At 75.1% G+C, this 14,245-nt stretch carries 12 protein-coding genes and 1 pseudogene; 5 read left to right on the forward strand and 8 right to left on the reverse strand.

Translation table 11 applies throughout. The features are described from left to right. The first annotated feature begins 63 nt into the window (after window positions 1-63). A complete protein-coding gene (locus tag D7M15_RS23645; RefSeq protein WP_121519350.1) occupies window positions 64-2,019 on the forward strand; it encodes a BTAD domain-containing putative transcriptional regulator in 1,956 nt (651 codons plus the stop codon). Window positions 2,020-2,081: 62 nt separating this feature from the next. Here D7M15_RS23645 and D7M15_RS23650 read toward each other — a convergent pair whose 3' ends face one another. Then, the gene (locus D7M15_RS23650) at window positions 2,082-3,158 is read right to left on the reverse strand and encodes a LuxR C-terminal-related transcriptional regulator (protein ID WP_121519351.1); all 1,077 of its coding nucleotides are present in this window, start codon (window positions 3,156-3,158) and stop codon (window positions 2,082-2,084) included. A 135-nt stretch (window positions 3,159-3,293) separates the two neighbouring features. Between D7M15_RS23650 and D7M15_RS23655 the strand changes: the two genes are divergently transcribed. Next, complete coding sequence (locus D7M15_RS23655; RefSeq protein WP_121519352.1) at window positions 3,294-3,485, forward strand: hypothetical protein; 192 nt, start codon at window positions 3,294-3,296, stop codon at window positions 3,483-3,485. A gap of 43 nt (window positions 3,486-3,528) precedes the next feature. On the opposite strand, the gene D7M15_RS23660 is transcribed toward D7M15_RS23655, so the two are convergent. Next, window positions 3,529-3,972: a MarR family transcriptional regulator gene (locus D7M15_RS23660; RefSeq protein WP_240649723.1), complete on the reverse strand. Its 444-nt coding sequence runs from the start codon at window positions 3,970-3,972 to the stop codon at window positions 3,529-3,531. Window positions 3,973-4,146: 174 nt separating this feature from the next. Between D7M15_RS23660 and D7M15_RS23665 the strand changes: the two genes are divergently transcribed. After that, entirely contained in the window at window positions 4,147-6,237 is a 2,091-nt protein-coding gene (locus D7M15_RS23665) for an MMPL family transporter (protein ID WP_121519354.1), read from the forward strand. Between the two features lie 19 nt (window positions 6,238-6,256). On the opposite strand, the gene D7M15_RS23670 is transcribed toward D7M15_RS23665, so the two are convergent. Together D7M15_RS23670 and D7M15_RS23675 are read right to left on the reverse strand one after the other, a co-directional pair. Next, the gene (locus D7M15_RS23670; RefSeq protein ID WP_121519355.1) at window positions 6,257-6,880 is read right to left on the reverse strand and encodes a histidine phosphatase family protein; all 624 of its coding nucleotides are present in this window, start codon (window positions 6,878-6,880) and stop codon (window positions 6,257-6,259) included. A 185-nt stretch (window positions 6,881-7,065) separates the two neighbouring features. Further along, window positions 7,066-8,028 carry a LysR family transcriptional regulator gene (locus tag D7M15_RS23675; RefSeq protein ID WP_121519356.1) on the reverse strand — a complete coding sequence of 321 codons (963 nt, stop codon included), beginning with the start codon at window positions 8,026-8,028 and terminating at the stop codon, window positions 7,066-7,068. A 114-nt stretch (window positions 8,029-8,142) separates the two neighbouring features. Between D7M15_RS23675 and D7M15_RS23680 the strand changes: the two genes are divergently transcribed. Continuing rightward, the gene (locus D7M15_RS23680; RefSeq protein ID WP_121519357.1) at window positions 8,143-8,670 is read left to right on the forward strand and encodes a DapH/DapD/GlmU-related protein; all 528 of its coding nucleotides are present in this window, start codon (window positions 8,143-8,145) and stop codon (window positions 8,668-8,670) included. A gap of 450 nt (window positions 8,671-9,120) precedes the next feature. Next, a complete protein-coding gene (locus tag D7M15_RS23690) occupies window positions 9,121-9,678 on the forward strand; it encodes a dihydrofolate reductase family protein (RefSeq protein ID WP_121519358.1) in 558 nt (185 codons plus the stop codon). Window positions 9,679-9,732: 54 nt separating this feature from the next. Here the strand turns inward: D7M15_RS23690 and D7M15_RS23695 are convergent, their stop codons facing one another. The 4 genes and pseudogenes from D7M15_RS23695 to D7M15_RS23710 all read right to left on the reverse strand — a co-directional run bounded on the left by D7M15_RS23695 (window position 9,733) and on the right by D7M15_RS23710 (window position 14,238). Further along, a complete protein-coding gene (locus D7M15_RS23695) occupies window positions 9,733-10,638 on the reverse strand; it encodes a TIGR03620 family F420-dependent LLM class oxidoreductase (protein WP_121519359.1) in 906 nt (301 codons plus the stop codon). A 226-nt stretch (window positions 10,639-10,864) separates the two neighbouring features. Next, a complete protein-coding gene (locus D7M15_RS23700; protein ID WP_121519360.1) occupies window positions 10,865-11,527 on the reverse strand; it encodes a dihydrofolate reductase family protein in 663 nt (220 codons plus the stop codon). A 161-nt stretch (window positions 11,528-11,688) separates the two neighbouring features. Next, window positions 11,689-13,197, reverse strand: a complete 1,509-nt coding sequence (locus tag D7M15_RS23705; protein WP_121519361.1) for a cryptochrome/photolyase family protein — start codon at window positions 13,195-13,197, stop codon at window positions 11,689-11,691. A gap of 172 nt (window positions 13,198-13,369) precedes the next feature. Further along, window positions 13,370-14,238 (reverse strand): annotated as a pseudogene (locus D7M15_RS23710) (TauD/TfdA family dioxygenase). Window positions 14,239-14,245: the final 7 nt, after the last annotated feature.

Consider the following 14,245-nt stretch of genomic DNA (forward strand, 5'->3'; position numbering starts at 1 on the left):
GCACAGATATCCCGCTCCCGCCCGCCATGCCGACGACACCGGCTGGGGAAAGGGCTGAGGGAAATGGCCGGCACTTTCACGGAGAGCCGTACGCGGGAAGCGTTTCCGGAAAGTCCCCGGGAGCCGGACGGTGTCCCCGCCGACGCGACGTCCGCCCTCCTCCGGCTCGACCTCCTCGGCCCCCTGCGGGCGGCCCGGGGCGGACTGCCCCTGCCGCTCGGCCCGTTGAAGCAACGCCTCGTCCTGGCGGCCCTGCTCACCCGCCCCAACGCGCCGGTCTCCCTGGAGGAGTTGACCGACGCCGTGTGGCCGGACGACCCGCCGCGCACCGCGCGCAAGAACCTCCAGGTGTACGTGTCGACGCTGCGCCGCGTGCTCGACCCGCGCGACCTCGGCCGCCTGCATCACGGCCCCGGCGGCTACGTCCTGCACCTCACCGCCGACGAGTGCGACTCCCTCCGCTTCGACGAGCTGGCCCGCCGCGGCGACGCCGAGCTGCGCGCCGGGGCGCCCTGCCCCGCCGCCCGGCTCTACCGCGAGGCCCTCGACCTGTGGCGGCACGACCCGCTGTGCGACCTCGCCGCCCGCGCCGAGGTGCTGCGCGACGCCGTCGCCCGACTGCACTCCCGGCGCCTGGCCGTCTACGAGGCGTGGGCCGAGGCGCAGTTGGAGACCGGCGAGCCCGCCCCGGTCGCCGAGAGCGTCGGGGAGATGGTCGCCCGCCACCCGCTGCGCGAACGCCTCCGCTCCGCCCAACTCCTCGCCCTGCACCGGGTGGGCCGCCGTACGGAGGCGCTGGCCGCGTACGACGACTGCCGTCAGCAGCTCTCCCGCGAGCTGGGCCTGGAACCGGGCGCCGCCCTCCAGCGCGCCTACCGCTCCCTGCTGGAGGACGAGGCCGCGCCCCGTACCCGCGGCGCCCCCGCCGGGCCCCGGCTGCTGCCGCCGCCGCTCGCGGACTTCACCGGCCGCGACCGCGAGACGGAGGAGGTCGCCGCGCGCCTCGGCCGCGAGGGCGGGCCGCCGGTGCTGCTGACCGGTCCGGCGGGGGTCGGCAAGACGGCCCTGGCGGTACGGGTCGCGCACCGCGTCGCCGCCCACTACCCCGACGGTGTGGTCGCCGCCCGGCTGTGCGCCGAGGACGGCACCGCCCGCCCGTGGGCGTCGGTGCTGGCGGAGCTGGCCCGCGCCCTCGGCTGCCCCGAGCGGCTGCCCGCCGACCGGGAGGAGGCGGCGACCGTCTGGCGCTCCTGGCTGTCCGGGCGCCGGATCCTGCTGCTCCTCGACGACGCGCCAGACGCCGCCGCGCTCGCCCCGCTGCTGCCGCCCGCGGGCACCGCCGCCGCACTGGTCACCTCGCGTGGTCGGCTGCCCTGTCTGGAGCCCGCCGACCGGACCGAACTCCCGCCGCTCACCGCCGAGGAGGCCCGCGCGCTGCTCGCCCGGATCGTCGGCCGGGACCGGGTGGAGGCCGAACCGGCCGCCGCCGCGCGGATCGCCGCCGCCGCCGGGCTGCTCCCGTTCGCGCTGCGGGCGGGCGCCAACCGGCTGTCCGTACTGCGGCACATGCCGCTCGGCCGCTACGCCGACCGGCTGGAGCAACCGGCCGAGGCGCTCGACGAGTTGGCGTCCGGCGGCCTCGGCGTACGGTCCCGGCTGGCGAGCAGCTGGCACCGGCTGCCCGCGCCCGCCCGCGCGACGCTGTACGGCCTGGCGGCGCTGCCGGGGCGCGCGTTCACCCTGCTGGATGCCGCCCGCGCGCTGGGGCTGGACCCGCGCGGCGCGCAGCGCGCCCTGGAGGAGCTGATCGACGTCGGCGTGCTCGCCGCGCCCGACCTGCCGGAGTACGCCGCGTCGGTACCGGCGGAGTACGCCGTGCCCGAACCGGAGGTGGTCGCGCACGCGGCCGGGCCGTGGCCGGGCCGTCCCGAGGAGTCCGACCACTACGAACTGCCCTGGCTCACCCTGCTGTTCGCCCGCGAGCAGGCGGCCGCACGGGGCGCCCCGTGCCCGGCGTAGCCGCCCCCCGCGGCACCGGCCCGCCCCCGGCGGCGCCGACGGCCCGGCCCCGTGCCGGGCCGTCAGCCGCCGGGCTGGGCGGGGGCGGGGCCGGAGGACTCCACCCGGGCCAGGTACCCGGCCTGGAAGCGGCTGGCCGCGCCGAGCTGCTCCATGATCTCCGCGATGTGCTTGCGGCAGGTGCGCAGCGACATCCCCAGCCGCCGGGCGACCATCTCGTCCTTCATGCCCTCAGCGAGCAGCCGTACGATCGCCTGCTTCACCTCGTCCCGTACCGGGCTCTCCGTCCACGCCGGGTGGTACGGCTCCGCGAGCGACCAGGCGTGGTCGAAGGTCGCGCACAGGTACGCGACCGTGGACGGGTCCTGGATCACGACGGCCGCGTCCGGGTCGTCCTGGTGCGGTATGAGCACGGTCTCGCCGTCGAACGCGACCATCCGGCCGAAGAGTTCGCTGAGCGTCCTGATCTCCGCGCCCTCGTCGGTCATCCGGCGCGCGTACTCCTGCGTCGGCAGGTGGTAGCGGGCGGTGTGCTGGTAGAGGGTGCGCATCCGCACGCCGCGCCGCAGCATGTCCCGGTCGCGGATGTACGCCTGCTCCAGCAGCGCGGGGGAGCGACCGCCGCCGGGGTGGCAGGTGCGGACCTCCTGGGCGCACCGGATGGTCGCCTCGGTGATCATGCCGACGACGGTCTGGAGGTCGGTGACCACCGTCAGCGGGGTACGCCCCTGCCGCCGCCGCTGGCCCTCCGCGTAGAACGGGGTGAGCAGGGCGAGTTCGCCGCGCAGCCGGTCGATCTCGGCGAGCTGGCGCCGCAGCGCGGCCTCCTGCGGCGCGACCAGCGCGGCGATCGCCGCGTCCGGCGCGACCGGCACCAGCAGGTCGGGGTCGTCGGGCAGGCGGCGCAGGAGCAGCAGGCCGGTGAGCGTCGTCACCGCCGACGCCGTACGCGCCTCCGGCAGGCCCAGCGCCTCCCCGAGCGTGCGTGCCGCGCACACGCCGTGGTCGCTCACCCAGCGGAAGACGCGGACGGCGTCCTCGGACAGCTGCGCGACGGCCGTCGGGCCACCCCCGGTCACCGTCGGCCGTTCCCCCCGTTCCGGGTCCGGCGGCGGTCCGTTCTCCCCGTCACCGCTCATCCGGCCCCCTCGTCTCCCTCGACCGCTCGTCCCTGTCGGACACTCGTCCCTGTCGGTCACGCCTCATCTCCCGCACTGGTGAACATTGTTCAGTCGCACGGTGGAGTTCCCCATCCGCTCCCAGAAGGATTCATCGTGAAACCAATCACAGACGCGCTCTGCGAGCTCCGGGACCTCCTCGCGCGTCTCGCGGGTGCCCCCTTCCGGCCCGAGCGGTACGCCCCGGGCGACGACGGGACGTACGCGCGGGAGGTGCTCAACCAGCCGCCCCGACCCGTACGCGCCGTCGAGGACGGTGCCCCGCGCGCGCCCACCCCGCACTGGTGAGCGGTGCCGCCGGGGCGGCACCGCCGGGCCGTCGGAGGGGCCGTCAGGTGGGCGGGAGGCGTTCGCGGTCGAGGTTGTCGTTGAGTTCCGCCAGGAAGCGCAGCACGGTGCGGAGTTCGTCCGCCGTGAAGCGCGCCCGGGCCGCGTCGGTGTGCGTGGCGAGCGGGCGGAACGAGTCCCGGGCGACGGCGCGTCCGGCGGGCGCGTAGTGCAGGTGCACGACACGGCCGTCGGCGGGGTCCCGTACGCGCCGGATGTGCCCGGAGTCCTCCAGCCGCCGGAGGCAGGCGCTGACGGCGCCGGAGGTGAGGTTGAGGTGTTCGCGCAGCCTGCCGGGGGTGAGCGGGCCGCCCCGGCCGTCGCCGTCGAGGACGGCGACGAGCGCCTGCACGTCGGTGTGGTGCAGCCCCTGGGTGTGCGCGAACTCCTGGGCGACGCGGTTGAACGAGGCGTTCAGGCGGCGCAGTTGGACGGCGAACGCGTACAGGTCGGTGGGCGCGTCCGGGTCCTGTCCGGCGGCCGCGCGGGAGGGGGCGGGCGCCGGTTCGTCTGGGGGTGTCTCCACGTGCCCAGGATAATATCTCTCAATGATTGAGATACCTTGGTGGTGGCGGGGACCCGCTCCGCCGGGCCACCGCCCCCGCAGGCACCGAGGACGACCATGACCGCACCCCCGCGTTCCGCCCGCCGCCCGCCGCGCGGACTCCTGCCCGCCGTCCTCCTCGTCGTCTGGCTCGCCCTCGCCGGGGTCGTCGGCCCGTACGCCGGGAAGCTCGGCGAGGTCGCCATCAACGACCAGGCCGCGTTCCTCCCGCGCACCGCCGAGTCGACGCGGGCGCTGGAGCGGCAGGAGGCGTTCCAGGACGACCGCACCGTCCCCGCCGTCGTCGTGTGGACGGCCGACGACGGCACCGTGACCGCCGCGCAGCGGCGTGCCGCCGACCGGGTCCTCGCCGGACTGGCCGGACGCCCCGGCGTGACGGGCACGCCCCCGCCCGCCGTGCCCGCCGAGGACGGCGAGGCACTCCAGGGCGTCGTCCAGCTCCGCGCGGACCTGGGCGAACGTACCGGCGACGCCGTCGAGGAGATCCGTACGGCCGCCGCCCGCGTACCCGGCGCCGAGGCGCGGCTCGCCGGACCCGCCGCCACGCAGGCCGACCTGGGCGACGCCTTCGCGGGCGTCGACGGACTGCTGGTGGTGGTCGCGCTGTCGGTGGTGCTGCTGATCCTGCTGCTCGTCTACCGCAGCGTGCTGCTCCCGCTCGTCGTCATCCTCACCGCCGTGTTCGCGCTGTCGCTGGCGAGCGCCGTGGTGTACGCCCTGGCCGAACGGGACGCCGTCCGCGTCGACGGCCAGGTGCAGGGCATCCTCTCGATCCTCGTCATCGGCGCCGCCACCGACTACGCCCTGCTGATCTCCGCCCGCTTCCGCGAGGAACTGGCCGCGGGCGGCGACCGGTCGACGGCGATGCGGGCCGCCGTACGGCGCTCCACCGGCGCCGTCGTCGCCAGCGCCGCCACCGTCGGGCTGGGGCTCCTCACGCTGCTGCTCAGCGACCTGTCCAACAACCGCGCGCTCGGGCCCGTCGGCGCCGTCGGCATCGTCTGCGCCGTGGCCGCCGCGCTGACGTTCCTGCCCGCCGCGCTGGCGCTGCTCGGCCGCGCCGCCTACTGGCCGTCCCGCCCCCGCCGGGCCGCCGACCCCGCCGACCCCGGCACCTCGGGGCGCGGCGTGTGGCCGCGCGTCGCGGCGCTGGTGGACCGCGCGCCGCGCCGGGTCTGGGCCGGGACCCTCGCCGTACTGCTGGCCTGCGCCGCGTTCGCACCCCAACTCAAGGCGGACGGCGTCCCGTTGAGCGAGATCTTCGTCGACGACGCGCCGTCCGTCGCCGCCCAGGAGGAGCTGGCGGAGCACTTCCCCGGCGGCTCCGGCAACCCCGCCGTCGTCATCGCGGACGCCGCCGCGACCGAACCCGTCCTGCGGGCGGCGCGCGGCACCGCCGGGGTGTCCGCCGCCGCGCCCGCCACCGGACCCGGCGGACGCGAACCCCTCACCGTGGACGGCCGGTTCCTGGCGGACGTGACCCTCGCCGACCCGGCGGACAGCGACGCCGCGCAACGCACCGTCCAGCGCCTGCGCGCCGCAGTGCACGCGGTGCCCGACGCGGAGGCAGTCGTCGGCGGCTACACCGCGCAGCAGTACGACACGCAGCGCACCGCCGAACGCGACCGCGCGCTCATCGCCCCCGTCGTCCTCGCCGTCATCCTGCTCGTCCTCGCCCTGCTGCTGCGCTCGCTGCTGCTGCCGGTGCTGCTCGTCGTGACGGTCGCGCTCAACTTCGCGGCCACGCTGGGGGTTTCGGCGCTCGTCTTCGAGCACGTCCTCGGCTTCGGCGGTACGGACGCCTCGGTGCCGCTCTACGGCTTCGTGTTCCTCGTCGCCCTCGGCGTCGACTACAACATCTTCCTGATGACCCGCGTCCGCGAGGAGTCCCTGCGCCGCGGCACCCGCTTCGGCGTGCTGAAGGGCCTGACCGCCACCGGCGGCGTGATCACCTCCGCCGGGGTGGTGCTCGCGGCGACCTTCGCCGCGCTGGGGGTGATCCCGCTGGCGTTCCTCGTGCAGATCGCGTTCATCGTCGCGTTCGGGGTGCTGCTCGACACCCTGGTCGTACGGTCCCTGCTGGTCCCCGCGCTCGTACGGGACATCGGGCCGCGCGTGTGGTGGCCGGGAGCGCCGGACCGGCGGTGACCGTACGCGGTCGGCGGGGTCAGGGGGCGTCCGGCACGGGCACGTTGTACGCGAGGAGGGACCAGCCGCCGTCGTCGCGCCGACGGACCGTCGTCACCGCGCAGTTGGCCATCGACGGGAACACCCGGCGGTAGTCCGACGGCGGGATGCCGAGCATCGCGCACAGGCACAGCCGCAGCAGCGTGTTGTGCGCGACGACCAGCACGCCGCCCGGCCCCGCGGCCAGCTCCCGCAGCGCGTCCGTCGCCCGTGCCACCGCCGCCCGCGGGTCCTCGCCGCCGGGCAGCGCGACCGTACCCGGATCGCGTTCGAACGCGGCGTGCTCCGCGCCGAACGCCCGCCGCATCTCGTCGCGCGTCAGCCCCTCACCGCGCCCGAAGTCCACCTCCCGCAGCCGCGCGTCGGCCACCGGCGGTCGGCCCGTCGCCTCCGCCGCGGGCCCGGCCGTCTCCCGGCAGCGGCCCAGCGGCGAGCAGCGCACGGCCGACAGCGCGCCGCGCCCCGCCGCACCGGCCGCCCAGCGGCCGAGCGCGCGGGCCTGTTCGCGCCCGCGCGGGGTGAGGGCGACGTCGCTGCTGCCCGCGTAACGGTTCTCCGCGTGCCAGACGGTCTCGCCGTGCCGGGCGAGGAACAGCTCCGTCACCGGGCACCCCCGACGAGCGCGCGCTCCGCGAGCGCGGCGGGCAGCCAGTCCCGCGCGCGCAGCGCGCCGACGAGGCGGTGGTACGACTCCAGCATCCGCGGGTGCTCCCTCTCGCGTGGTTCGTTGGTGGCGCGTGCCCGCACCATGGCACGCCCGGGGCGGCGAGCCATGGCGCGGGCACGGGGCTAGTTCGTGCCCGCTGGTTCGGTTGTCCGGTCAGCGGCCCCCACCCACTCCGGCGCCCACACGTCCTGCGGGCACCGCGGGCCCGCGGTGCCCAGGTAGGCGCGCAGCGCGGTCAGTACGGGGTGCTGGTCTCCGCTGCGGAAGAGCAGCACGTGCGGGTAGACCGGGGTCGGGTCGCTCAGCGGGATGCGCCGGAGGTCGTGGGCCCGGGGCCACAGGTAGCGGTCCCCGCGCCCCACGAGGGTGGCCAGGGAGTTCGACTCCGCCAGCGTGTCCATCAGGGCCTCGGGACCGAAGTCGGGGCCGAGCGCGTCGATGCTCAGGCCGAAGGCTCCGGACAGGCTCCGGTAGAAGGCCGCCCATTCCGTGCCCGGCGTGATCCCCGGGATCCAGATGCGGTGACCGGCCAGTTCCGCGGGACGGACGTGGGTCGCGTCGGCCAGCGGGTGGCCGGGGCCGACCAGGAGCTCCAGGGGCGCGTCCATCAGCCGTTCGACGCTGATCCCGGCCGGGACCTGGTCGGCCGCCAGCGCACGGAAGGACGCGTCGACCGTCCCTTCGAGCACCGCCTGGGCGGCCTGGGCGGCGTTCTCCGAGCTCAGCCTGACCACGTCCAGTTCCCGCTCGGGATGGGAGCGGTGGAACCGGTAGACGGCCTGCGCCGGGGAGATACGGCGGTTGAGCACGTCGACGCGCAGGGGACGGCTCCCGGGACGCACGGCCTGCTCGGCCTGCTCGACGACCACCAGGACCTTCTTCGCGTACGGCAGGAAGACCTGCCCGTCCGGGCTCGGCCGCGAGCCTCGGGAGGTCCGCACCAGGAGCATGACCCCTAGGTGCCGCTCCAGGGCCGCGATCCGTTTGGAGACCGCCTGCTGGCTGATGCCCAACTCGTCTGCCGCGGCCTGGAAGTGCCCGGTCTCGGCGACGGTCACGAACGTCCGCAGCGCTTCGGCATCCACGTCGCCACCCTACTTCCACAACGAGAAGTTGTTACTGGGGCGGCGCGGAGTTGTTTGATCGCGTGCTCCGCGCGGTGGTGGGATCCGCGTATGTCCACTCGCACAGACCACGTCATGTATGTCCGGACACCCGAGTTCACGCGCCACGCGGAGCGGATCGCGGTGGTGACCGATGCGACGTCCCGGCTGAACGTGCTTCCGTTCAGCGACACGGAAGGCCGCGGAGAACTACTCTCAGTTGTCTTCGGCGGTCCGCTACCGCCGTCGGTGACGATCTACCCGCCGTTCTTCACCGAGTACGGGCTGAACACGACGTTCGGGGAGAACGTCTTCGTCAACCAGGGGTGCACCTTCATGGACAAGGGAGGCATCCGTATCGGGAACGGCGTCATGATCGCCCCGAAGGTCAGCCTCATCACCGGAGGCCATCCGCTGCCCCTGGGGGAGCGCCGCGAGTACCTCTCCTACGCCCCGATCGTCATCGAGGACGACGTCTGGATCGGGACGGCCGTGGTGGTCACGCAAGGGGTGACCATCGGCGCCGGTGCGGTGGTCGCCGCCGGCGCGGTGGTCACTCGCGATGTCCCCGCCGGCACCGTCGCCGCGGGAGTGCCCGCCCGGGTGATCAAGAAGATCGACTGAGCCCGGCCGAGCCGTACGCCCGGGTGCGCGGTACCTCGGCGGTCTGATCCTGATGCTTCGTCACCCCCGGCTCGCCGACCGGCAGGGGGAGCGCGTACGACCTCTGCCGCCCTCCAGCGCCGGTCGTCGTCGGGGCAGGCCGTGGGCCGATCGGCGCCGCACTGTGGAGGCGATCGTCTTCCGGTACCGCACCGGTACTCCTTTCGGAGACAAGGCTTGCTCCTCCCGCGCGATCCGAGGGGTGCTCAAGGCCCGTGGCATCACCGAGGTCCCTGAACGGCGTGACCAGCAGCACCGTCGCCGCCTGGTTCCGCAGGCGGGCGTCCGCCGAAGTCCGAGCCAGTGTGGTCGAGCGTTCCTTCGCCCGCCCCGAACAGCGGCGGGGCCCGGCTACGAGGCTCGCGATCGTCCCTCGCATTAGGGTGAGGACGGCGAGGAAGGGAGCCGGTCATGGCGAAGCTGGTCTACGCCTCGAACATGTCGCTCGACGGCTGCACCGAGGACGCGCGCGGTGCCTTCGACTGGGCCCCGCCGGACGACGACGTGTTCGTGTCCATCACCGGCCTCATGCGGTCCGCGCGTACGTACCTCTACGGGCGGCGCATGTACGAGACGCTCGCCGTCTGGGAGACCGCCCCCGCCCTGGCCGCGCGGTCCGACCTCACGGCCGACTACGCCGACGCGTGGCAGACCGCGGAGAAGGTCGTCTACTCCTCGACGCTCGCCGAGCCGTCCACCACGAGGACGCGGCTGGAACGGCACTTCGCCCCCGACGCCGTACGCGACCTGAAGAACGCCGCCACCGGAGACCTCCTGGTCGGCGGCCCGCACCTCGCCGCGCAGGCGCTCGCCGCCGGACTGGTCGACGAAGTGGCCCTGTACGTCTGGCCCGTCGTCCTCGGCGGGGGCAACCCGGCGCTGCCGACGGACGTACGCGCCGACCTCGTACTCGTCGACGAGCACCGGTTCGGCAACGGCGTCGTGCACCTGCGCTACGGCGTCAGCTGACCGCTCGGGGCACCGCCCGGCCCCGGCCGTGGGCCGGCCGGAGCCGGGCGTGCGTCAGCCGCCGACGAGGGCGGGCGCCAGCGCCCGCCAGTCCGCGGCGGGCACGTCGAACGGCGACTCCGTCAGCATCTGCACGCACACGTGGTCCGCGCCCGCCGCGTGGTGCTCGCGTACGCGCCGCAGGATCTCCGCCTCGTCGCCCCAGGCGATCAGCGCCTCGGCGAGCCGGTCGGAGCCGCCACGGACGAGGTCGCTCTCGTCGAAGCCGCCGCGCAGCCAGTTGTTGCGGTAGTTGGGCAGGCCGCTGTAGATCTCCAGGTGCGCGTGGGCGCGGCGCAGCGCCGTCTCGCGGTCCGTGGTGAGGACCGCCCCCAGCTCCACGGCCACGATCCGGTCCGGCCCCAGGGCCTCCCGTACGGCGGCGGTCTGTTCGGGCGTCACCAGGTACGGGTGGCTGCCGTCCGCCAGTTCGCGGGCGACCTCCAGCATGCGGGGGCCGAGGGCCGCGACGAGGACCGGCGGCCGGGGCTCCCCGGACTCGGCGGCGAGGAACGTCGCGTCCCCCATCGCCGTCAGGTAGTCCCGCATCGCGGCCACCGGCCGCGCGTAGGTGCCGCCGCGCGCCTTCTCCACCAACGGCCGGTGACTGACGCCGAGTCCGAGGACGAAGCGCCCGCCGTACGCGGCGGACAGCGTGCGGGACGCCGCGTTGGCGGCGACCGCGTCGCGCGCCCAGATGTTGGCGATGCCGGTCGCGACCCGCATCCGCCGTGTCCCGGCCAGCAGCAGTCCGGCGCCGGTGAACGCCTCCCTGCCGTACGCCTCCCCGGCCCACAGCGTGCCCCAGCCCTGCTCGTCCAGTTCGGCGGCGGTCTCGGTGGCCGCCGCCGGGGGCAGCGCGTTCAGGCCGTCGGTCCAGATCCCGACCGGGCCGAGCCCGGCCTCCTCAGCCGTCGTCACTCTCCGCCTCTTCCGGCCGGGTCCCGCAGGGCGGCTCGCTGCCGCCGGCGCCCCGGACCTGGCCCGACCGTACGGGTCGCCCGCGCCCGCGCACCAGAGCGCGGCGGCCGGACCGGGCGGCGTGTCGCGGACGACGCGACCCGGCTCGGCCGGGTCGACGCGCGGACGGGCCGGGACCCGCCCCGACCCGTCACGCGCGCGGCGCCCGACTCCCGTACCGTGCGGTTCACTTCCGCCAGTACAGGTGGTGCGTCACCCCGCTGGGGCTGGGCGCCACGTCGCGGTGGAAGCGGTCGAGCAGGTCGTCGGGGGAGTCCCAGAGGCGCACCCCGGTGCCCAGCTCCAGCGGTGACACCGCGACGTGCAGGGTGTCGACGAGGTCCGCGTCGAGGAACTGGCGGATGGTGGTGGCCCCGCCCCCGAGCCGAACGTCCCGGCCGTCAGCCGCCTCGCGGGCGCGGGCGAGGACGTCGGCGGGTTCGCCCGACACGAAGTGGAACGTCGTGTCGGACAGCGTGAACGACGGGCGCTCGTGGTGCGTCAGCACGAACACCGGTGTGTGGAACGGGGGTTCGTCGCCCCACCAGCCCTGCCACTCGTGGTCCTGCCAGGGGCCGCGCTGCGGGCCGAACTTGTTGCGGCCCATGATCTCCGCGCCGATGTTGTGGGTGAAGTCGCGGGTCAGGTAGTCGTCCAGGCCGCGGCTGCCGCCGGGTTCGGTGCGGTTGGGCCAGCTCGCGGTGGCGCCCGCCCAGGCGAACATCCGGCCGGGGTCGACGTGGCCGAAGGGGCGTTCCAGGGTCTGGTCCTCGCCCGCGGCGATCCCGTCGCTGGACACGTTGAAGTTCTGGACCCGCAACAGCTGGGGTCGGGGCGGGCGCTGGGACACGGTTTCCTCCTGGTGCACGGCGCCGGGTGGCGCGTACGCGTGACGGTGGTGAGTGGGGTGGACGGTCGTGCAGACTCCCCGCGCCCCCGGAACTCATCGCCGCCCCGCCCGCGTACGCCCCGAGCCCGTACGCCCCACCCACACCCCCGCCGTGCGGCCCCTCACGGCGGCCCGTCCCCGGCCTCCTCCCGCTCGCGCAGCAGCTCCGCGAGGTCGTTCAGCCGGTCCAGCTGGGCGGCCGGGCGCGCGGTCCGGTGGTTGTGGGCGAGGCGGGCGCGGTGGCGGTGCACGAAGGCCCAGTACCCGGCGGTGTACGGGCAGGCGCGCGCGCCGGTCCGCTCCGTGGGCCGGTACGCGCACGGGCCGCACAGGTCGCTCATCCGGTTGATGTAGGCGCCGCCCGAGGTGTACGGCTTGGTGGTCATCAGGCCGCCGTCGGCGTACTGCGACATCCCCACCACGTTCGGCAGCATCACCCAGTCGTAGCCGTCGACGAAGCTCCGGTGGAACCAGTCGGTGACGGCCGCCGGGTCCCAGCCGCGCTGGAGGGCGTAGCCGCCGAGCACCATCAGCCGGGGGATGTGGTGCGTCCAGCCGGTGTCGCGGACCTGCGCGAGGACCGTGCCGAGGCAGCGGGCGGTCACCGCGTCGGCGTCCAGCTCCAGGAACCAGTCGGGCAACGGGGCGTGGTGGCGCAGCGCGTTGCGGTGCCGGTAGTCCTCACCGAAGTGCCAGTAGAGGTGCCACACGTACTCGCGCCAGCCCGCGACCTGCCGTACGAACCCCTCGGTGCTCGCGAGCGCCGCGTCACCGGCGCGCCAGGCCGCCTCCGCCGCCTCGACGCACTCGGCCGGGTCCAGCAGGCCGAGGTTGAGGGCGGCCGACAGCAGGCTGTGCGCCAGCACCGGGTCCCCGGCCAGCATGGCGTCCTCGTGCGGCCCGAAGGCGGGCAGCCGGTCGTGGACGAAGCGGCGCAGCGCGGCGCGCGCCTCGCGGCGGGTCGCGGGGAAGAGGCGCGGCCCGTCGCGGCCGACGAACGCCACGTCCCCGTCCCGTTCCCACCGGTCCAGGTCGCGCCGCACCTCCTCGTCGATCGCGTCCTCGTCCGGGCGCCACGGCGCGGGTGCGCCGAGGGTCGCGGCGCCGCGCGGGGGCGGCTCGCGGTTGTCGTGGTCCAGGTTCCAGCGGCCCCCGGCGGGTTCGTCGCCCTCCATGAGGAGGTCGTGGGAGCGGCGGACCCCGCGGTAGAAGTCCTCCATGAGCAGCCGCCGGGAGCCGCGGCCCGCCGCCCACCGCGCGAAGTCGCCGTGCGGTACGAGGAATCCGCGGGCCGGGAGCACCGTCACCCGTTCCAGGTCCTCCGCGAGCGCCAGGGCGGCGCGGGACGTGGGGTGGAAGACGGTGACGTCGGCGTCGCCCACCGCCTCGCGGAGCCCCTCGCGGTACGTCTCCGCCCGTACATACCGCATGCGGTCGCCCAGTTCGGCGGCGCGGTGCCGCATCGCGGAGAGCACCAGGTGGGCCTTGGCGCGGTGGAACCGGCGGCGCCGGAACACCGACTTCGCCTCCACCATCACCAGCGGCGCGTCCCGCGCCGGGCCGCCGTCGCGCGGGTCGAGGAAGTGCGGGCCGAGCTGGTCCCCGAAGAACCAGTGTGCGGGCGGGGGCATGCGCGTCGACCTCCAGCCGGCCGCGGCCGGACTCCGTACGGTACGACCGCCGTGCCGCGGCCGTACCGTGTCAACGCGTGCGGCGGCCCGCCGTTGCGAGGTCCGCGGCGATTTCCGCGCCGCGTCGCCCGCCCGTACCAGCCGCCGCGTACCCGCCGGGGCGCCCGGTGGCTCAGCCCTTGAGCGGCCCGCCGTTGATCGCGACGCGGCGGCCGTAGCGCGTACGGGGGTAGTAGTCGTACGTCGCGTGGTGCTGCACGCAGCGGTTGTCCCAGAACACCAGCGTGTTCGGGGCCCAACGGACCCGGCAGCTCAGCATCGGGCGCTGGTTGGCGACGGCGAACAGCATGCCGAGGAGCGCGTCGCTCTCGTCGGCGGAGAGCTGCGGGACGCGGGAGGTGTACGCCTGGTTGACGTAGAGGATCGGGCGGTCGGTCTCGGGGTGCCGTACGACGAGCGGGTGCTCGTTCACCGGGACCTCGTAGTCCGGCGGGATGGTGTAGCCGCGGAAGCTCTGCGCGCCGTCGTGGACGGCGGTGAGGCCGTCGAGGAGGCCGCGCATCGTGGGCGACAGCATCTCGTAGGCCAGGTGCATGTTGGCGAAGAGGGTGTCGCCGCCGCTGCCGCCGTCGGGGGTCTCGGTGATGTAGAGCATCGAGCCGAGGGACGGTTCGAGGTCGGCGGTGCCGTCGGCGTGCCAGGCGTTGCCCGCGACGTTGGCGGCGGCGGCCGTGGTGCGGATGTCCAGCACGTAGGGGTCGCCCTCGGGCGGCGGCGGGTTGACGGGGCGCAGCTCGCCGAAGTGGGCGGCGAAGCGCTTGTGTTCCTCGACGGTGATCTCCTGGTCGCGGAAGACCAGCACGTGGTGGTCGAGGAACGCCGTCCGCACCTCGGCCAGTTGCGCGTCCGTCAGCCGCGCCAGATCCACGCCGGAGACCTCGGCGCCGATGACGGGCGTCAGCGGGGACACGGCGAGTGTCGCGTAGTCGCGCGGGGGCGGGTGGTGACGGCTTCGAGCGCTTCGAGTTCGTAGGGCTCCATCGCGTAC

Origin of the sequence: Streptomyces sp. Z26, assembly GCF_003665095.1 — a bacterium.
Classification (GTDB): domain Bacteria; phylum Actinomycetota; class Actinomycetes; order Streptomycetales; family Streptomycetaceae; genus Streptomyces; species Streptomyces phytohabitans.